The sequence below is a fragment of the Bacillus mobilis genome, from assembly GCF_001884045.1.
Classification (GTDB): Bacteria; Bacillota; Bacilli; order Bacillales; family Bacillaceae_G; genus Bacillus_A; species Bacillus_A mobilis.
Window position 1 is genome coordinate 120,986 of the sequence record NZ_MACF01000069.1, and the last position, 21,273, is coordinate 142,258.

Below are 21,273 nucleotides of genomic sequence, written 5' to 3' on the forward strand. Positions count from 1 at the left end.
GGTCTTACTGCCCATTAAATCGGGATAAAACTACCTTTATCTTAAACCCTGATTTTTATCTCTTTGTCCCTCTCCTGAAGCTAGCTCTTCAATAATAAACGCATCTGCTCCGGTATCGCCGCCGTTTAAATTTTAATGAGCTCCTCAAATAAAATAATCCTAGCTTTATAAGCCAGGGTTATTTTATTTATCTTATTTTCAACATTACAAAAAACAATATTTCTAAAAAACAGAGCAATATCTCTCTTGTGTAAGCGTTTCACAAAAAGTAATCTATGGGTACAGATAGATACTCGAAACTGCTTCTAGTTTTAATAGATTCTCAACTACTATACAAGCTTCACATTCTATCAAAATATTAAGTTTAAAAGGTCATAAAGTGATCTATACCTGTGAAAAACTATCAATATCAAAAGTACCATAATGAAAACGAGGGGGTACATATGAAAAAATCAAAAAAGAAGTTCAGGAGGACAATTGCAACACTTGTATCGGGTTGTGTCGTAGGTTCTATTTGTTTTACAAACGGTTCCCTAATCCAAGCTGAGGAAAACACGGATACTAAACAAGCTGAAAATCAAATCATTTCTCAAAGCCCAAATGCGGTTATTTCATCTAATCAAATGAACGTTCTCGTTGATGTAAATTTTCCAAGAGTCATTCAATACGATTTAAAATCTGGAACTGGAGCAGGAAAGACTTTTTATGGACAGACTGAAGCATTAGATACAATCCTTATTAATGACGTAGCAGTAAAACCAAAAGTAAAAGCAAAAGTTTCATCAGATAAAGTTGTATATGAGATGACGGTGATAGACACTCATAACAATATCTCTGCGGTTATTACTGCTGAAATGGTTGTTAAAGAGAATATATTAGAATTCAATATTACAAAGATCGTCGACAACAAAATCGTAAAAACTATTGAAATCCCAAATCATAATTTAATTTCTGTAAATAACAGTCAAAAAGATGCAGTGCTAGATGGCGTACAGATGTCAACAAATACTCGTATTAACGGTGACAGACAGATTAAGGTTGACGAAAATTTAATTACGAAAGATGAAGAGCAAAAAGGATATATGTATGCTTTTCTTTCTACTGATGAATTAAGTGCAAGTATATGGTCTAATACGGAGAATAGTTTAGTAAAAAAATTGGCTCCAGATTCTTATGCTGCAAAGACTGATGCTCAAAGAATTACGGCAAATGCTACGACTAATAGTGCCGGAAAAAAAACAATTGGTCTAAGTAGTACATTCTGGACGTATCAAAAGTCAGAAGAACATCGTAAAGAAGATGGCACTCTAGAGCTAACGGATGGGACAGTTAATAAGGTAGATGAAATGCCGTCTGTGAAAGTTATCATTACTGCTGACGCTAATGATGATAAAAAGATAAACTGGCAAGACGGAGCAATTGCTTATAGGAAAATTATGAACGAACCTCTAGGGTCAGAAAAAGTTCCAGACTTAGTTGGTTACCGTGTTAACATGAACTTTGGCAGTCAGGCCCAAAATCCTTTCTTAATGGCTTTAGACGGAGTGAAAAAGTTTCATTTAAATACTGATGGACTAGGACAATCTATTCTACTGAAAGGTTATGGTAGTGAAGGTCATGATTCTGGTCATTTAAATTATGCTGACATTGGAACTCGAATTGGCGGTGCAAAGGACATGAAAACATTGCTAACAAAGGGTAAAGAATATGGGGCAACTTTTGGTGTTCATGTGAATGCAAGTGAAACATATCCAGAGTCAAAATATTTCCAAGAAGAGCGTTTATTAAAAAATCCAGATGGAACTTATAAGTATGGTTGGAACTGGATTGATCAAGGAATAAACATTAATGCTGATTATGATTTAAGAAATGGCAGGGCACAACGCTTCAAAGATTTATATGATACTCTTGGTGGCAAAAAGAATGATTTAGATTTTATTTATGTAGACGTTTGGGGTAATGGACAGTCAGGTGATAATAGTACATGGCCGAGCCGTCAATTAAGTAAAGAAATAAACAGTTTAGGTTGGCGCTTAGGCAGTGAGTGGGGATATGCGAACGAGTATGATTCCACATTCCAACACTGGGCAGCCGATTTAACTTATGGTGGGTATACCCTAAAAGGTATTAATAGTACCATCACTCGTTTCATTAAAAACCATCAAAAAGATGCATGGATTGGTAACTATCCTAAGTATGGAGGCGACGCAGATGCTCCATTACTAGGTGGATACAGTATGAAAGACTTTGAAGGTTGGCAAGGTAGAAGTGACTACAAAGCGTATATTGATAACTTATTTGCGGTGAATATTCCAACCAAATTCATTCAACATTATAAAGTAACACAGTGGGAAAATGGTAAAGCAGTTGAAATGACAGATGATAAACAACAAACTTACAACTGGGTACCAGGTATGAAGTCCGTATTAAAGGACGAATCTAGTGAAAATACACTTACAATTGAAAGAAAATCAAATGATTTTGCAAATGATAAAGATGGCTATCGAACAAGAACTATGACATTAAATGGTAAACAAATATTTGAAGGTAAACCTGGTGACGAAAAGTATTTATTTCCATGGTCTTGGGATCAAAATGGCAAAAAATTATCAGCAGAGAATAAAAAATTATATCACTGGAACACAAACGGTGGAAAAACAACGTGGACCGTTCCAACTGGTTGGCAAGGTACCGTTAAAGTGTATGAGTTAACAGAATTAGGTAAAGAGAATATGAAAAATGTTAAAATTGAAAATGGAAAAATCACATTAGATGCAAAAAAATCTACTGCATATGTAATTTATAAAGGGCCAAAATCCAATAACGATGTTAAATGGAGTGAAGGAATGCATCTTATAGATGCTGGATTTAACAGCAATTCCCTAAAAGATTGGAAAATCAAAGGAGACTCAAAAGCAGTTAAGATTACGAAGAGTGAAGGTAATAATAATATGCTAACAATCTCCAATAATAAAAAGAAAGTAAATGTTACTCAAAAATTAACAGACCTAAAACCTAATACAAAGTATGCTGCATATGTGGGTATAGACAACCGAAGTGAAGCACAAGCAAGCATAACGATTACTTCTAACGACAAAGAGTATACAAATAGTACTGGTAAATCTATCGCTAAAAACTATGTAAGAGCATACGCACATAATACACTAGGTTCCGAGCAAGCAAAAGCTGATGGTCAAATGACTTCAACTGTGGATGGAACAAGTTACTTTCAAAATATGTATGTGTTTTTTGAAACTGGTAAAAAAACATCAGATGTAACTATTGATTTATCTAGAGATGGTGGAACTGGTGCAAGTTACTTTGATGATATTCGCATCGTGGAAAGTAATGCCGAAAACCAAGTAAGCAATAATAAATTTGTACAAGACTTTGAAAATGTTGTACAAGGCATCTATCCGTTTGTAATTGGTAATATTGAAGGCGTAGAAGATAATAGAACACACCTGTCTGAATTACATGCACCATATACACAAAGAGGTTGGAACCAAAAAATAGTAAGTGATGTTATCGCAGGTAAATGGTCACTTAAAACGAATGGATTAACGGAAGGTGACGCTCTTGTATACCAAACTATACCTCAAAACTTCACATTTAAACCAGGAGTAACGTATAAAATTACTTTTGATTATGAGGCAGGTAGTGATGGAACGTATGCAGTGGTGACAGGTAATGCTCCATTTGAAGAAAAAGGAGTATTAACTAAGGAGGAATTAAAATCAACCGCAAGCAGTGATAAGAATGCAAAAGCTGGCACATATTCCTTTACTTTAACAGCAGATAAATCGGGGCAAAGCTGGTTTGGCATTTATTCCACTAATAAAGCAGCTAATACTAACGGTGTGAAAGGATCACAAGCTAACTTTAACGGTTACAAAGATATTATGCTTGATAATCTAGTTATTGAAGTAGTGTCAAATAAATAGAATCAGTTACTTTATATTGAATGAAGTTGTCTCAAAAGGTCCTTAAAAATGATCTTTTAGAGACAACTTCTTTTTTTATACTTTATAAACATAAGAGAATCGTTCCTGTCCGTAATTTGGTTGTGATAACATACTTATATCAAAAAGAGGTTAACCCATATAGCTACTCAGCTATCTTTCGGTCAACCTCTTTTCATTCACGATATTACACGAGCTATAAAACTCCCTTTATCTTAATTCGAGATTTTTATCTCTGTGTCTCCCCCCTGTAGTCACCTTTTTTCAATACGTAAATTATCTAAAATAAACGTACCTGCTCCAGTATCACCGTTTAAATTCGTTCCATCACTGAAAATTCCAACATAAGTTTGACCATTCTCAGAGCCTGTCACAGTAAACTCTGCCGTTTTTGTATCAGTAGATGCAGCAAGAGTATTATTCACACTCAATCCCTTTGCACTCGCAATGTCTCGAACATCAATTTCTTGATCCCCTGAAATAAAACGGAATGCATTTGCTGTTGTTTGGTAGTCAAATGATACTTTATAAGTTACGCCTGGTTCGAAACGATAATTTTGAGGAATCGTACGGTACAGCAAACCTTTATTTCCAGTGTTCACTTTAACGGACCAATTCCCACCTAATACATCATCGACTAGTTTTTTACCTGCCCATCCTTTTTGCGTATATGGAGCATGCAGTTCAGACAGATGAATTCTGTTGTCTTCTACTCCTTCTGTGTTACCGATAACGAATGGGTAAATACCTTGTACTACCGATTCAAAATCTTGTTTAAATTCCGTTGGTGAAACATAATTTTTTAAGGATTTTTGAACAATCCGAATATCATCAAATTTTGTGTTTCCTTTTCCAGCATCACGGCTGAGAGTTAATTTAGCTTTATTCGTTTCAGCTGTAAAGCTTACTTGCATGATTTGCATTTTGCTATTGTATCCATCATTTGAAGCATGTGAATCTGCCTTAACATAGTTCTTTTGCAGGCTGCGAAGCGTGTAATTATTAACGTCTTCTTTCCCACCTGTTACTGTAATTCCGGCCTTTACATCACTATTATTTTCAACATACACCTCTGCTACATAATCTTTACCTGGTTCCAAACCAGTTAGGACACGTGAAACAGTTGTATCTTTTGACGGACTATCAATATTCAAGTAGTAATCTCCACTACTTACATTGCGGTTGCTTCCAGTTTGATTTGTTCTAACGGCGCTTATAGCTTTGTTATCTCCCTCAATAGTTGTATATGCACTTACTTTTCCTGTATTGAATCCCGCGTCATATATATGAGCACCCTTGCTCCAATCATAGTCAAGAATTTCCAAACCTTTATCTCTTTTTGGTACAACAACATAAGGAGTTGCCGCATCAGCTTTCAAAGTCACCTTATTATTTACGACCTTGACTTCTTTCATATCTGCTCTACCACGATCTGTCAGTTTGTATACATATACACTAGATGCATCTTTATATTCATCTGGAAGTGTCCAAGTTGTTGTACCACCTTCCAAATTCCAGTGATATAGTTTTTCAGAATTAGAAGTTGGATTTTTAAAATCTTGTTTCACCCAAGGAATTAAATAAGTATGTCCATCAAGTACAACGTTTCCATTCAGTGTAATAACACGTTCCCTAGAATTGTCTTTTCTAGTTACATCGACAACATCTCCATTACTTGGGTCTTTCAATTTTATTTCCTTTTCTAAGTTCGTCTTGCTTTTATCCCCTTCTACAGCTGTCCAATTCGTTACATAATATTTTTGTAAGAATTTAGTAGGTAGATTCGTATCAAATGTCATGCGAATAAAATTATCAAAATTCTTATCAGATTGCCATCCTTCGAAACCAGCTAATTCAAATCCACCAAGTAACGGATGATCAGCAGTTCCTCCTACTTCAGGCCAATTCAACACCCAAGAATCTCTTTGGTGATTGCTAATAAAGCGTAGTACTTCTGAGTTGATCCCTTTACTTTCCGGTCCACCATAGTTTTTATCGGTAGCCCAGTGTTGCCACGTTGAATTATTGGCCATAGAACCACCAAATTCCGTTGTTAGTCTCCAGCCCCTATCTTTAAATTGATCTGCTATTCTATTTGATTCCCATTGATTTTGATACCATACATCTAAATAAATAAAGTCAAGATTTGGAACAGCAGTTTTCAATTCATCTAGTCTTTTCGCACGTGCTCCAGTATACAAATCTTTTAATTTATTAATTGTATAAGATTGATCTAGCCATCCCCATCCTAAAGAATTTGGACGATCAATAAAATCATTGTTGAAAGCTTTCGCTTCAGGATAAACTTCTTGCGCATTGATATGGACACCAAATTGGGTGTTATACTTATGCCCCTCTTTAATAAGCGTATCCAAATCTTTAACGCCACCCATGCGCTCACCTACATTACCGTAATCCGGATGACCACTGTCATGTCCTTCGTTTGCATATCCTTTTAATAAAACAGCCTGCCCCAATTCATCTGTAGCAAGAGCAACCTTTTTAATATTATCTGCTGTTTTTAAGAATGGTTGTTGTGCTTGTGATCCGAAATTCATTGCAATACGCATTCCAACATTATTGTTTACATCTTGATATCCTTTAATGTCTTGCATAATATCACGGTATGCAATCGCTGCATCCTGCCAATCTGTCTTATTATCAGTATTCAAATCTTTAGCGATAGCTATTTTAATAGTTGGTTTATTTTTTTGTGGATCTGGCATAAAATCTCTTTGGTAATAGAGTGCACTAGAACCTATCCCCATTGCCTTAGCACCATTTTTATTTACATATCGATTTGCAACTAAGTTTTTATAGCCATCCACTTCTGAACTAGACCATACACCCGCACTCAATTCGTCAGTTGATAAAAATGCAGTATAATTTTTAGTAGATGTACCTATTTCCCCCATTGAAGAATCTACGCTTACATCCACATCTCCTGATTTCCTCACATCAGTACTAATATTCGTTAATTTAGCTTTTGCACCTTTTTGTACCGAATTTACTGAGATAACGTTCATATCAGCAAACTCAACTGTTTCAATTTTTGCACTGCCATTATTTTTAATTTCATCGAAACTATAAATAACTTTATTATCATTTACTTTCAAAGATACTTTAAATACAGCATCAAGGTTTTTCATTTCATCCACAACTTTTAATGTATATAGCGCTTCACTATCGCTTAGCTTTTCAAAGCTTACTTTAGGATAGTATAGTGCACCATTTACTTTCAATCCGTAAACAGGTGATTCTTGTCCATTCATTACTTTATCGCCAACTTTGTATTTCACAACCCGCGGGAATACTTGGTCAATAGTAACATCCATATACTTTGACTTTAATGTATCTTCTACTGATGGAGTATCTGGAGGCTTTGGCGCACTATATTCCTTGATTTTGATATTAGAAATCGTAATATCGGCAGCACCTCGGCTTTTTTCAAATCCAAGTCCCCCCGCCTGATCTACACCACCTGTTAATGTCCATGAATCTACCTTTTTACCATCAATGTATAACGTTGCAACATCGTCCATGAATACTAAACGTAAATGGTATGTTTGTTTTGCTTGTAACGGCACATTTGAAGTCATCGACGTCCAATTGTTGATAGGACCAAATGTTTCACCAAAATACTGGTCGTTCGTATCCCCTGTTCCCACATATGTGTATGCAGATGCATTTTGAACACGATAGATTAATCCAAAGCGATTCATCTTATCAGTATTAGTAGTTACATCAGCTTCAAAAACACCATTTTTAATCGATTTCATTTGGTTATAGACAATTCGATTCTTTTGGGTAGATGTAACACCGAAAGTTGCTGAACCGTCTGCATTATAAGTAACTTTTCCGTCTCCTGAGATAATTTTCAAGTCGCCTTCTTCTAATTTATTATCCGTAATGTCGACAAGTTTTCCATCTCCTGGATCCGTGCCTCCATCACCAGATGCAGCTCCTAATTCGATGAGAACTTGACTTTTTTTATCTCCAAAAGCACCGAGTTTAACTGCTTCCTTACCTGTAAGGAGGTTATTTACATCATTAGGTAAAGTAACCGGTCCAAATAAATCTTTTCCATCTAATGTAATGTTCATAGTGGTTGCATTATAATCGATTTTTATGGAATGTGAGGTCCCAGCCTCTGGAAGTGCAACATTCGGTCTCGTTTTTAACCAATCACCTTTTCCTTGATATTTGTATTCATAGAACCATCCAAGTGAGTCGTAGCCTACAAAAACGAAGTTATTATTGTCAATATAATGAGGATAGAAACCAAATCTAGTATCTTCTCCACTGGTTTCTGGAGTAAAGGTATACGCCATCGTTCCCGATTCTTTAGCGATTTTATTTTGTTCTTGAAAAATTGCAGCTTTAGCCCCGTTATCGTTTCCGGCACCTGCTCCAAGCCTTACATAGGACTTCCCATTCTGTTCTATTATTGCATTGATTTCGTTTCCTCCTGATGAAATTGTGACCCACGGATTAGACACATTTGCCCCTGCATGTAATGGTACAATCATGCTAACTAAAAATGTCGGCACAATTAGCACAAGTGCAAGAAGGGTATTAAAAGCTCTCTTGAAATGCTTACTCTCCAATTCTTCTCCCCCTTTTAAATTTAAATTTTAGTTAAAAACAATACCTGCACATTCTTTTTTAAAACATACTAAAACCTGAAAGGTACCGCTTTCACTTATGTTTAGAATAGTTTTTTTCATGTGCCCACTCAATAAAGATATTGTTTCTTTTTTTAGTTATATTGTCTTTTTAAAACCCTTACAAAATAAGGATGTTGTTACCTTTTTAAGTATGTTTTTTACTGAATTTTACTACGTTCAATCGATTAGATTTTATACGATAATTAATATTATTCGATTTATTTATATGTAACGGTTCTTCTCTCTCCCTTTAGTCATGATTACTGCTCCCTTAACTGTTCCGATCTCTTACTCTAGAATTTGTGGTCATACTGGACGCAACTAAAAAAATGAGCAGACGAATGTCTGCTCATTTTTCTTCATTCCATATAAAAACAGAAGAAAAGATATTATACTAACTTTGAAGTTCAGCTGCTATTTTTACTTTAGTAAACCATGAGTTAGCTGTCTCTCTCAATACGAGATTCAGTTCTTCAGTATTCCTTCTACCAATATCTTTTAACCAATTACGCCCTGCTTGCTCACCACCTATAGCAAACGGCATAACACCGTCTTTCCAAGTTGCCCGACCACATAACACTCCGTTAAAGGTAGATCCGGAGTCTTTAGCAAATTTTAATGTTTCTTGAAATAATTTTGCGCTTACTCCTGCACTAAGGAAAATAAATGGAAGCTTAGTTGCTTCACTTTGTTCTTTGAAATAGGAAGCTGCTTTTTCTTTACTATAAACAAATTCACCTTCTGTATATCCTTCTACATAGTTCATATCTACTGGAACTTCTACTTTTAATACATCTACTTTATATTGCGGTTTCGAGAACTCCTTCATCGCCTCAATCACTTTATACGGTTTTATTTTTGCGTATGCGTTACTTTTCACATCATCACTGTCAGCATCATACGTAACAATCTCTAAGAAAAATGGTATGTCTTCAGCTGCACACTCAGATCCGATACGTTCCATATAGACATGTTTATAGTTATTAATTTTTTCATCTTCATTGACATCATAGTAGAGTAAAAATTTAATAGCATCTGCACCTGCTTCTTTTAATCGTTTCACTGACCATTCTGGTAATAAATCCGGCAATCGGCCTACTTCTGATGCATCGTATCCAGTTTTTTCATACGCTACGATTAAGCCCGATTCTTTATCGCGGACCTTAGCCGCCGGCAGACCGTATTCAGGGTCCAAAAGAATCGCTGTAGCAAATGGTGTTAATTCCTCAGAAACTAATTCTTTGAAACGGATAATGCCTTCATCTCCAACATGACTTGCACCGCCAGACGCAATCATTTTTTTCAATGAACCACGTTGATCAATAGCCAATGCTCCAATTATGCCATTTTCAGCAGATAAACGTTTTAGAGCTTCCAATTTATTTTTGGTTAGTTCTAACATCAACATTCTCCTCTTTCAATCTATTTTTTCAACTTTAACGAGATCAAAGTAATGTTTAAACTTATTCATATTAATATAACCCGTTCCAGCTTCCATCGTATTTAACATTCCTGTAGTCATCGCTGTTTTAAGAACAGTCTCGACCGTTTGGTTTTGATGTAGTGCCACAGCTAATCCTGCAACTGTTGCATCACCAGACCCTACAGGATTGACCACTTCTATTTTCGGGATCGTAACTCTGTAATAGTCCTCGCCGTGCTTAACAAATGCACCTTCACTACCCATTGACACGATAATCCACTCAATCCCAGTAAATAGTTCATGGTTTAATACTTGCTTTAGATCTATGATTCCCGCTTCCACGCCAATGCCCAACAGCTGAGATAATTCCGCTGTATTTGGTTTGATGGCAAATGGTTTTTCTTTATGCACCATCGCTTGTTTCAAAGATTCCCCTGACGAATCCATAATTATTGGAATTCCATTTTTATGACAGATTTCTAACATTTGATAATAATAGTTAGTCGGTAACCCTTTCGGTAAGCTACCCGAAATTGTCACAAGTGAAGCTGTTGCAAGTTGAAATTCAAATTTTTCTAAAAAACGAGCCCCTTCTTCTTTGGATAATGTTGGCCCAGATTCTAAAATCTCTGTTTGCATCCCTTCATGAAGAATGGCAATACAATTTCTTGATTCTTTTTTGATTTTCAAAAAGTCATTTGAAATATTGACTTTATTTAATTCTTGAATAATGAATTCCCCAATCGTACCACCAAGCACACCTGTCGCTAAGACACCTTCTTCCATTTGAGCGATTACTCGCGCAACATTCAAGCCTTTTCCACCAGCAGTTTTATGAACCGCTTCTACACGGTTAACAACATCTAACTTTAATTCATGAATCGGATAGGAAATATCGACCGATGGATTCATGGTGACAGATAGTATCATTGGTAATCCCTCTTTCAGAAATTTGTTTAATCTTGAAAACGGCATACACCGTCAAGATAAGTAGCAGTTACATCCATCTCTGGTGTCATCACAATAAAGTCAGCATCATATCCCTCGGCAATCTTCCCGCATTCGCCATCGAGCTGCATACTTTTAGCTGGTGCCGTACTCGCCATGTAAATCGCTTCCTCAGGTGAAGCAATTCCCCACTCGACGACATTTTTGACAGCATCTTTTAATTGCAAAATGCTCCCTGCTAAACTTCCGTTTTCCAAACGAGCCATCCCATCTTTTACTTTCACAGGAAATTCTCCCAGCTGATACATTCCTTCAGGCATACCTCCGGCCATCATACAATCAGATACCATAACAACCTTTTCTCTGCTGCGGATATTCATTAAAACATTTGCGGCAACAGGATGAACATGATGTCCATCACATATGATTTCGGCAAAAACATCTTTTAAATTCATGGCTGCTCCGACCATCCCTGGCTCACGATGATGCAATGGACTCATTCCATTGAAAGTATGAATAAAAATGGAAGCTCCTTTTTCAACCGCTTGCTTTGCTTCTTCATACGTTGCGTCACTGTGAGCTAACGCCACTGCAATCCCTTCTCCTACAGCATATTCAATAAATTCCGCTGCCCCTTTCCTTTCAGGTGCAATCGCGATTTTTTTAATTGCATTATTTGATAATTCCTGCCAAACTTTCAATATTTCAACTGATGGGTCACAAAAATATTTCGTGTTTTGTGCTCCTTTATGCTTTTCAGTAAAAAATGGTCCTTCTAAAAAGATTCCTTTAATTTTTGCACCTTGCACTTTTGTGTAGTTGGCACCAATCATTTCAACGACGTTATTTAACGATTCTATTGAGGATGTTAAAGTTGTTGGTAAAAAGGATGTAACGCCGCAAGAAAGGAGTCCTACTGAAATTTGGTTCAGCCCCCCAAAACTATTGTCCATAATGTCGTGATTTCTAAATCCATGAATATGTGTGTCTACTAGGCCAGGAGCGATCCAATGTCCTCTATACTCAATAATTTCTACCGTATCTTCTGGCCTAACCTCTGAAAAAACACCGAATTTTCCGTCTTTTATCTCTAAAAATCCAGGCCCCGTAACCATCTCCTCAAGAAAAAACTTATCTGCAAAGATAAAAATAGACATATATGTTTCTCCTATCCTAGTTACTCATATTCGTAGATGGTAACACCTTTAACGACACGGTTCACTGTTCCTGTCGGTGAAGGTGTATCAGGTGTATTGCCTACTTTCACGGAAGCTAACAGTGAGACTGTTTGCCCAATCATGACAAAAGGTAACGCTAAGTAGGCATCTGGTACAGACTGAGCCTCGCTGCCGAATACAAATCTGTTCCCAGCATACTTAGTTTCTCCCTCAACCTCGATGGCACAAATGTAACTGGCAATGTCATCCTGTTGCATTTCTTTCAACATATCTAAATCATATTGACGTGTATACGGATGGTTAGAAACAAACACGAAAACCAATGATTTTTCGTTTACAAATGATTTTGGACCGTGTCGGAATCCGAGTGGTGAATCAAATGCGGTAACAATTTTCCCAGCTGTCAGTTCTAATATTTTTAATTGTGATTCTTTCGCTAAGCCTTCTAAACTACCAGAGCCCAAGTAAATAATTCGGTCAAAATCAAAATCTACTATCTTTTGAATGTCACCTTCTCTTTGAATGACACTTTGACCCATTTGATGGATTTTTTTCACTATCTTCGATTTTTCTTCTGTCGATATAGAATCAAAAACGAGTAATGCCGTTAACGCCATGCAAGTATAACTTCCTGTCATTGCAAATCCTTGATCATTTGATTTTTCAGGCATCAATAGCAATAAATTCTTTTCATTATTCACGGCCCGTTTGGCTAATTTACCGTCTTTCGCACAAGTAATCGTTATTTGATACAAATCCGTTACTATTTGCTCAGCTAATTGTACAGCAGCAACACTTTCCGGACTGTTTCCGCTTCTAGCAAATGAAACGAGTAAAGTCGGAAAATCCTTTTTGAAAAATTGGTAAGGGTTTGAAACTAACGTTGTTGTCGGAATGCTTAGTACTTCCCATTGTTGTTCATCGGCTTTTTCTATTAAATAAGGGGTGACTGTATCACCGACATAGGCAGACGTTCCAGCGCCTGTAAAAACAACTCGAACCCGGTTGTGTTTCGTTACTATTTTTTTCAAAAACTCTTCTATTCCCTCGCTTTTCTCCATGTACAAAGCAAAGGTTTCGGCCCATAAATCAGGCTGCCTTCTTATTTCCGCTGTTGTTATCGATGCACCTAACGAAGCTAAGTTTTCTTGACTTAATGTAAACATATTCGTCCACTCCTCTACCTATTTGCCATCATTCTCTCCATAAAAGAAGACCGGCGCCACCTCATTGCATACCTTCAAATACTCGTAAGCCTGCACCAGTAACTCCATTATTTTGCGCCAATGTACTGATGCTCATCTGCTCCAAAAGATGTTGTTGCTCTGGAAGCTGATACCTTTTCAGCTTCTCTTTAATCAACTCCAGTAGAAATGGATTTTTCACAATGACACTGCCACCAAAAACCATTTTATGCGGATCTAATAAACATGAAATCTTATAAAGACCTTGAGCTAAATAATCAGTTACCTCATTGATGATGGACTGATATTCTGGTACCCCATTTATATAACTAGCAAAAACATCCTTTGTTGAAATCGTATCTACCTGTAAGTCCCTTTCGGCTATTCTCTGAATCCCTGGCCCAGCAGCAATTTTTTCTAATCGTTCATTGCCCCCTCTCGAGAGGACAGGAATCAAACCCAGTTCTCCAGCAAATCCTGCCCCCCTAAAAAATGAGCCTTTATGAATGATAGAACAAGATATTCCCGTACTTATAGTCACGTAGACAAAGGTTTCATCCTCTTTTACATGTGCTGCTCTCCATTCGGCATAAGCCGCCATATAGACATCATTGTCAATCGTGATCCGCTGAATACCGAATTGCTCTTGCAAACGGACCGAAATAGGAAACTGCCTCCAAGGTAAATTGTTTTGAAAAACGGCAATTCCCTTCTCGAAATCCACTTTTCCCGGCACCCCAACACCAATTCCCTCGATATCCGCGATGGAAATCGATGATTTTCTGAGAACTTGCTCCACAGCTTCTACAACTTTACCAAACATTTTTTCTCGGTCTGAAGGATCACTTTTTATTTCCGCTCGTTCAAGCAGTTCACCTGTGTCCGAAATGACTCCCGCTGCAATCTTCGTTCCCCCAATATCAATGCCGACTGCCTTTTTCATTTGTCCGCACCCCTAGGTTTGTATTTGAAGTATTGAGTAATTTTCTATACTTGTTATCGTTGAACATATATGTGCGATTCCTTGATTAATTCACTTGCCCTGGTTGATTTATACGTATTTCCGATTGTAGTCATAAAGTAGCCCTAAGAGACCAGCTAATCCAATCAACATCATACCTAATTCGAATTTACCAGCTGTCTTTTGATAGATGATAATTAAAGACAGGCATACGATAAACACAACAATTTTAATAATGAATAAAATATTACCCTTCATTTAAAACGTCCTCCCATCTGATTTCACTAGGTGCCAATGTCACTTCTTTTCTGTTTCCTTGTCCGTCGTATACAACTGTCTTTTGTTCGATCATCGAGTTGTTAACAATCGCCATTTTTTGAATAGATGGATATGCATGGACTTCACAATAAATGTTGCTCGCATGATACTTTTGAAATTCTCCTTCTTTATTAGCAGCATAGTATAACGCACGCATTAGCAGACGTGTATTTTCTTCACTGTATGGCAGCCCTGCTATATAGACAGCTCTCCCTTCTCCAAACGGATGACTTGAAAGATGAACTTCTCCATTTGAATATTCGATTATTTCGGTTTTATCTGATAACGCATAAATGTTTTTCATTCCTTCTCCAAAATCAAATTGGGTGCTGTCAGCAGAAATAAAGTGATTTTCGACAGGATTAATAAAATATTTATCTGTTGATAAGCTAAATCCTAATTCTTTGTCAACACCTAAGACGTTCGCCAATTGAAAATAATGTCCTTCATGCTGATAGGCTGTCGGTTCGCCAATCCCTATGAAACCTCCACCGTTATACATCCAGGCCCTAATTGTAGTGACTAACTTTTCATTAATCCAATTAGCCCCTCCTGAAAAAGCTGTGCCTACATCGCCGGCATTAATGATAACGTCAATGTCCTTAGGTATACCTTCGTTAATGACATCATCAAAACTAATGAACGAAACTTCCACAGCTGCCCCGCTCAAAGATTCCAAAACACCTAAATAAGAATAAATTTGTTTATACCATAGAGCGTGAGCAACCATATGTGTTTGCCAAGTTCTCAACTTGCCCCAAGAATTCAAAATTGCAACTTTAAGACCGCTGTATGGTTGAACACCTTTAATCGTGTCATGAATTTCACGAAATTCCTCGGTAACTTTTTCAATATAGGAGATAAATTCCGGGAATTGATAAGCTAGACTTAAATAACCGCCATAGCCGATACGATCAACAGGGTTCCGTAATAACGCTCTGCGTGCCGTTAACCAGTTTTCATTCGCTTCAATCGTCGGGTTGTTACCTTCGTAAAAAGTGTCTGGGAAGAAATAGGGTAAGAAACGCCCTTCTGTGTAACGAACATGTGGTATATCAGCAATCATACGTAGTGTAGCTCCGCCGCCCACACTGCCTACAACTGCGTCCAATCCGATATTTTCGAAGTATTTTCCATATGGTTCTGTACCAATCCAATTATCACCAAGGAACATCATTGCTTCTTTTCCACTTTCATGGACGATATCCACAAGTTTCTTTGCTTCTTCAGCAACAAACTTATGAACAAAATCTATATAATCTAAAAACGCAGGAGTTGGAATTCGAAACGCGGTATTATAATAACCTTGATCAACTATGTCCTCTGGTCTTAAGCGATAGCCCTTTTCTTTTTCAAAGGCATCCAAAGCAGCAACTGAAACACTAGCACCATATCCGAACCAATCGACAAATTTCTCTTTGCCAAGATTATTAAATACAAGGGTAAAATGATAGAAAAACGTTGTAAATCTGACCACATCTGTATCTGGATTTTCTGTCAGCCATTGTTTTAAATAGGTTTTCATAAATTCATTGGAATGTGGCTGCCTCACATCAAAAGGAATATCATGTGGCTTATCGCCCCAATTATTTGTAATATGATTGTACATTTGAGTTGGATCCCAAATTGCATATACTAGGAATGAAACCGTATATTCATGCCAAGGAATCGCCTTCGTAATCAAAACACAATTTTTCTCTTCGTTTACTTCCCAATCATTCACGTCAACAATTTCTCCTGTTGTCCGGTCAATAACCTCCCAGTATTTTTTAGGACTGTGAATGTAATCCGGCTTTAATTGTTTCTCAAAGTAGCCTTTCATAAAATTAATTTCAAGGTTGTCAGTAAGCGCAGTATTGAACAAACTCATTAAATACAGTTGCTGGCATTCATCCATGTGCTTCTCTGCGAACTCATTGTGAGCTCGAGCAACAAAATAGGTCGTATAAATTTTCGCATCCAATTGTTTAATATCATCGTCTAGTTTCGTTCCATCACTATCACGAATCGCATCCGCACCCCATCGTTCCATCAATTCTTTTGTTTCCTTAAGAAAATTTTCTTCACTCGGTAAAGTAACACGGCCTTTTTTCTTTTTCATGTAAATCCTCCTCTAATCCTTTAAACCACCAAGGGTCATTCCTTGTGTTAATTTTTTTTGAACAATGATGTATAAAATCAAAGTGGGTAGCATGACAAGAACCATGCCTGCATACATTTGACCATAGTTCGCAGCAGATTTTTGAGCTGCCATCAAGTTCATTAACCCAACAGGTAACGTTTTATTTGGTCCTGGGATTAATGTTAAGGCAATAATGTATTCGTTCCAAAAGGCAAGAAAATTAAATAAAATGACGGCAATAATACTTGGACGAGCTATAGGAATCATGACTGAAATCATTGTTTTGAAATATCCTGCACCATCGACCAATGCCGCTTCCTCATATGTAGATGGAAGCGATTGAAAAAAACTAGACAGCAAGTAAATGGTAAATGGTAACGCCGTCGCCGCATATACCAATGCTAAAACAAATAAATTATCTAGTAGAAATCCATCACCAATTTGGCCTTGTAAAAAGGTATCTCCGTCCAATAACATCAAGAAAATTGGAACAACAATGTAGTTCACATTGATGAATAATCCAGCTTTAAAAAAAGTATTTATTAACTTGCTTCCTCTAAAGGTATACCTTGCCAATACATAGGCTGCTGGTAAGGCCACAATCAATAAAATGAGCAGAGCCAACGCGGTTACCATGACTGAATTCAACATATAGGTACCCATGTTTGCTTTTTGGAAAGCATCGATAAAGTTTTGAAAATAGAAACTTTTCGGCATGGCCCAAGGACTTCCATAAAACTCCGAGTTTTGCTTCACTGAGGCTAAGAAAACCCATGCAACAGGAATAATAATAGAAATTGCTAACGTAATCAGTGCTACATATATAAAACAACGATATATTGCTTCTGTAGTCATACCTTTTTGGGACTTAACTTTTTTTGGGGCTTTATAAACTGCTTCTACAATCATTTCTTTTTCGGTTTCCATCATTTTTGGATCTCGATAAGCTGTTTCTGTTGTCATTCGTTTTTGTGTTTCCATCTTTTTGGACCTCCTTAATACTCCAACACTTCCCTTTTAGTGACACCGCTTATAATTGCAGATAATGCGAATGAGAATAGGAAAATGACCACCCCAATAGCCATACCGTAACCGTAAGAAGAATTCGTGTAAGCCTGCTTATACATGTAGCTTAAAAACACTTCCGTCGATCCGTCGGGTCCCCCACCAGTCATCGCTTGAACGAGTAGAAAACTTAAATTAATCGTACTAATAACGAAGAAAGTTAACGTCGTCCGAATGTTATTCCAAATTAACGGTAACGTAATACTGAAAAATTGTCTGACCCGTCCAGCACCTTCCAAAGCAGATGCTTCATAAAAACTTTCGGGAATACTTGCCATTGCCGCCATATACATGACCATATAATAACCAATCGCTTGCCAAATGAGTGCCCCGCCAATGCTGTATATGGCAATTTTTTGATTGCCAAGCCACATCTTTTGAAGATTTTCAAGGTTAAATAAAGCAAGTATATTATTTAACAATCCTGTAGTCGGATCATAAACTGCAGAAAATATTCCCGCGATAACTACAACGGATAAAATATTCGGGAGATAAAAAATAATTTGAAAGAAACTTTTACCTTTTATTTTTTCTCTCGTTAACAAAGTGGCAAACAAGATCGCCATCACCATCGTGATAAGTGTAACAATAACAATTAATACGATACTGTTTTGGAGAGATCGAAAGAAATTCATATCATTCCATAAAATCTTGAAGTTTTCTAATCCAACAAATACCTTATTATTAGAAAATCCTCCCCACTTATATAAGGACATCCTGAATACCTCAATTGTAGGAACAATCATAAAAATGGCTAACAGTAGTAGTGCCGGTGCAGTACAAACAAAAATAAAAATTCTTTTTTCTGTTGTCTTATTCATGCCATCACCTCAGTTAATAGGTACAATGGTGAAACTAGCTGTTCACCATTGTACGTAGTGAAAACTAATTTATTTTAATGCAGACCGTAATTGGTCACTCACTTTTTCAACAGAGCTTTGCCAATCTTTCACCTTTTTATCACCAGAAATAACACTGTCAATCGTTCTAAATAATGTATCTGGCATACTTACGCCTTCAACGGCTTTCGTTGCAGCAAATCCACCTATTCCCACTTTCACTCCATTATCATAGATACTATAGAATGATTTATTTTCACCTGTCAGTTTATTAGAAAGACCTTTGATAGGCTGAATCGCACTCGATTCAGCAAAAATTTCAGCTGCCTTATCCGAGTAAACAAACGTCATGAAATCTTTAGCAAGTTGTTTATTTTTAGCTGCTGAAGGAATCCACATTTGTTCAAAGAAAGTAAATGCATAACGGTCGCTATTAGCATCAATAGTTGGTAAAGGCATCATGCCCCATTCAAACCCTTTAGATCGAGGAGCTTCTTTCATTTCACCAACTACCCATGTACCATTTGGCATAAACAAAGCTTTGTTATCGAGAACCAATTGTTGATTTTTTTTGTAGTCTTTATCATTTGCATTCGCAACAGTAGTTGGTTCTGTGTATTTTCCTAATTTTCCGATAATTTCAAACGATTTCGTTGCTTCAGAACTTTCCCAAACACCATCTGTATATTTCATAGCTTTATTAAATACCTCAGGTCCACCCACCCCTAGTAATAAAGAGTAGAAGAATGTATCAAAGTAGCCTGTTGTAGGATAAGTAAATAATGAAATTCCTTCTGCTTTCGCTTTATCTCCCAAAGCCCACATCTCATCCCAAGTCTTCGGCACTTCCCAACCTTTTTCTTTTAATAAGCTAGCATTATAGAATAATCCAGTTGGACTATAGAACATCGGTGCCATATAAATTTTACCGTCATTATAAGGATTAGTCGCAGGTGTACCAGTAAGCCCTGGTACTAACTTATCTTTAACTTTAACATCTTCACCATAAACATTTTTATCAAAAACATCAGTAATGTCTTCTAATGCTTTATCTTTAATCAAAGTTTCTGTTAGTGCCTGTTTTCTCCCGGTTGCCAACAACACAACATCCGGATACTTTCCGGCTTTCATATTGGAGCCTATGACATCCTCAAGGTTTTTGTCCACTGTCAATTTAACATCAACTTTTGGATTAGCAGCTTCATATGCGTCAATTACTTTACTCCACATCTCTTTACCATAAGCCGATTCAAGTGTTGCCACATGAAGGGTTTGTTTTTCACTGGAGCCTTTACCATCCTTAGAGTTATCAACTTTTGTAGTATTACCTTGGCAAGCTATTAAACTAAAAGATAACAAAGCTGTCATCCCAGACAACAATAACTTTTTTTTCATCTTTATTTACCCCCATCTCCTAATCTTCCTTTCATAATTAAAGAATACAAAATGGATAACGCTTTCACAATAAACATCTTGTTCTGTTTTTTAGATATCTTGCTTTTTACTGAATATCCCACTAAAATCTTTGTCAACTACCCCCACTGAGATAAAGCCTTTCAGTGGGTGCTTGAGTTCGAACGCTAGGTCTTTTCGTCTATCGCTAGACAGTTTGACGCTCTAGCATTCATGCCACCTTATGGTAACACCCCAAGTATGTTTTTGGTTGGTACTGACAACGAACGATTGTTTTCCCACTTGCACCACCCTTTCGAAAAAGAGCAGTTCTTCCTTATGAAAGAAGCCACCACTCAGATGAATCTGGCGTGTACTACAAGCCCCGACAAGTCGAGTACACATGGATGGTTGACACACCCACTAAGCTATGCGCGAAGCAACAGCCTTACGTTTTTGCACTTCTAATAGAATCGGCGTTTTTACTTTGAGATTGCCATCCAATTCTACAACTTGTGATTTTTGCAATGTATTCAGCGCACCATTAATATCCGCATGAATACATGTTCCTGCTTTACTTTGATACAGACCACGAGTGATTCGTTTGCCGCTAAAATAATATTGGGCTCTATTATCCTTAGACCAAACTGGAACCGGATCTTTGTCTAGGAAACTGGCTTTTGAAGTATAGCTTTCTTCTTGTTTGAAAAATCGGATACCTTCTTTTATACATTTATTCTCAATTGCTGCAATCAGCTTATGAAACGGGATTTGAACAAACTTTTGATTATTCTTTTTCCCCATATCAGATTTTTGTTTCCAACCAGTGTTATAGCCTATGACAATCGTATCTATGCCAAATGCTTTCACTTTTTTAAACAACAGGCCTACCGTTTCTGAAATGTAACCATTTATTTGTCGTTCTCGTTTATGCCAAAGTGCAGCCATTTTATTCGTTACAACGCGTTTTGAAATTCCATTTTCTATATTTTTTTGCTGTAAATTACGTATCATTTTGTTGAAGTACTGGTTAATGGATTTTAGTTTTTTTCCATCAATTAAAAATGCATCACCTGTATTTGTCACGCAACTTACTAATCTATCTACACCTAAATCGCAACTCAAAGCGTTACTAATGGTCGCTGATTGTTTCTTCATTTGAGAAACGTGCATTTCATATGTGTAATGCACCTCAAAGAACCGACCTTTTTGCT

The 21,273-nt window shown here is 36.9% G+C and carries 13 protein-coding genes; 1 reads left to right on the top strand and 12 read right to left on the bottom strand.

Going from position 1 to position 21,273, the window contains the following annotated elements:
• The first annotated feature begins 443 nt into the window (after positions 1–443).
• Positions 444–3,944: an endo-alpha-N-acetylgalactosaminidase family protein gene (locus BAQ44_RS11255; protein WP_071721710.1), complete on the top strand. Its 3,501-nt coding sequence runs from the start codon at positions 444–446 to the stop codon at positions 3,942–3,944.
• A 272-nt stretch (positions 3,945–4,216) separates the two neighbouring features.
• On the opposite strand, the gene BAQ44_RS11260 is transcribed toward BAQ44_RS11255, so the two are convergent.
• The 12 genes from BAQ44_RS11260 to BAQ44_RS11315 form a co-directional block, all read right to left on the bottom strand.
• On the bottom strand, positions 4,217–8,569 hold the full coding sequence (locus BAQ44_RS11260; RefSeq protein ID WP_071721711.1) for an endo-alpha-N-acetylgalactosaminidase family protein: 4,353 nt from the start codon (positions 8,567–8,569) through the stop codon (positions 4,217–4,219).
• Between the two features lie 454 nt (positions 8,570–9,023).
• Entirely contained in the window at positions 9,024–10,031 is a 1,008-nt protein-coding gene (lacD, locus tag BAQ44_RS11265) for a tagatose-bisphosphate aldolase (RefSeq protein ID WP_071721712.1), read from the bottom strand.
• A gap of 15 nt (positions 10,032–10,046) precedes the next feature.
• Complete coding sequence (gene lacC / locus BAQ44_RS11270) at positions 10,047–10,982, bottom strand: tagatose-6-phosphate kinase (protein WP_061676473.1); 936 nt, start codon at positions 10,980–10,982, stop codon at positions 10,047–10,049.
• Between the two features lie 26 nt (positions 10,983–11,008).
• Positions 11,009–12,157: an N-acetylglucosamine-6-phosphate deacetylase gene (gene nagA / locus BAQ44_RS11275; protein WP_071721713.1), complete on the bottom strand. Its 1,149-nt coding sequence runs from the start codon at positions 12,155–12,157 to the stop codon at positions 11,009–11,011.
• Between the two features lie 20 nt (positions 12,158–12,177).
• The gene (locus BAQ44_RS11280) at positions 12,178–13,344 is read right to left on the bottom strand and encodes an SIS domain-containing protein (protein ID WP_071721714.1); all 1,167 of its coding nucleotides are present in this window, start codon (positions 13,342–13,344) and stop codon (positions 12,178–12,180) included.
• Positions 13,345–13,405: 61 nt separating this feature from the next.
• Entirely contained in the window at positions 13,406–14,305 is a 900-nt protein-coding gene (locus BAQ44_RS11285; protein ID WP_063263204.1) for an ROK family protein, read from the bottom strand.
• A 108-nt stretch (positions 14,306–14,413) separates the two neighbouring features.
• Positions 14,414–14,581 (bottom strand): DUF6903 family protein, encoded by a 168-nt coding sequence (locus tag BAQ44_RS31030; RefSeq protein ID WP_168216099.1) that lies wholly within the window; start codon positions 14,579–14,581, stop codon positions 14,414–14,416.
• On the bottom strand, positions 14,571–16,742 hold the full coding sequence (gene gnpA / locus BAQ44_RS11290) for a 1,3-beta-galactosyl-N-acetylhexosamine phosphorylase (protein WP_071721715.1): 2,172 nt from the start codon (positions 16,740–16,742) through the stop codon (positions 14,571–14,573). The genes BAQ44_RS31030 and gnpA overlap by 11 nt, the downstream gene beginning before the upstream one ends.
• A gap of 12 nt (positions 16,743–16,754) precedes the next feature.
• Positions 16,755–17,744, bottom strand: a complete 990-nt coding sequence (locus tag BAQ44_RS11295; RefSeq protein ID WP_084669505.1) for a carbohydrate ABC transporter permease — start codon at positions 17,742–17,744, stop codon at positions 16,755–16,757.
• A 14-nt stretch (positions 17,745–17,758) separates the two neighbouring features.
• Entirely contained in the window at positions 17,759–18,649 is an 891-nt protein-coding gene (locus tag BAQ44_RS11300) for a carbohydrate ABC transporter permease (RefSeq protein WP_061676478.1), read from the bottom strand.
• A 69-nt stretch (positions 18,650–18,718) separates the two neighbouring features.
• Positions 18,719–20,062: a carbohydrate ABC transporter substrate-binding protein gene (locus BAQ44_RS11305; RefSeq protein ID WP_063263206.1), complete on the bottom strand. Its 1,344-nt coding sequence runs from the start codon at positions 20,060–20,062 to the stop codon at positions 18,719–18,721.
• A 420-nt stretch (positions 20,063–20,482) separates the two neighbouring features.
• A partial coding sequence (locus BAQ44_RS11315) for an RNA-guided endonuclease TnpB family protein (RefSeq protein ID WP_145925748.1) occupies positions 20,483–21,273 on the bottom strand: 791 nt, incomplete at its 5' end.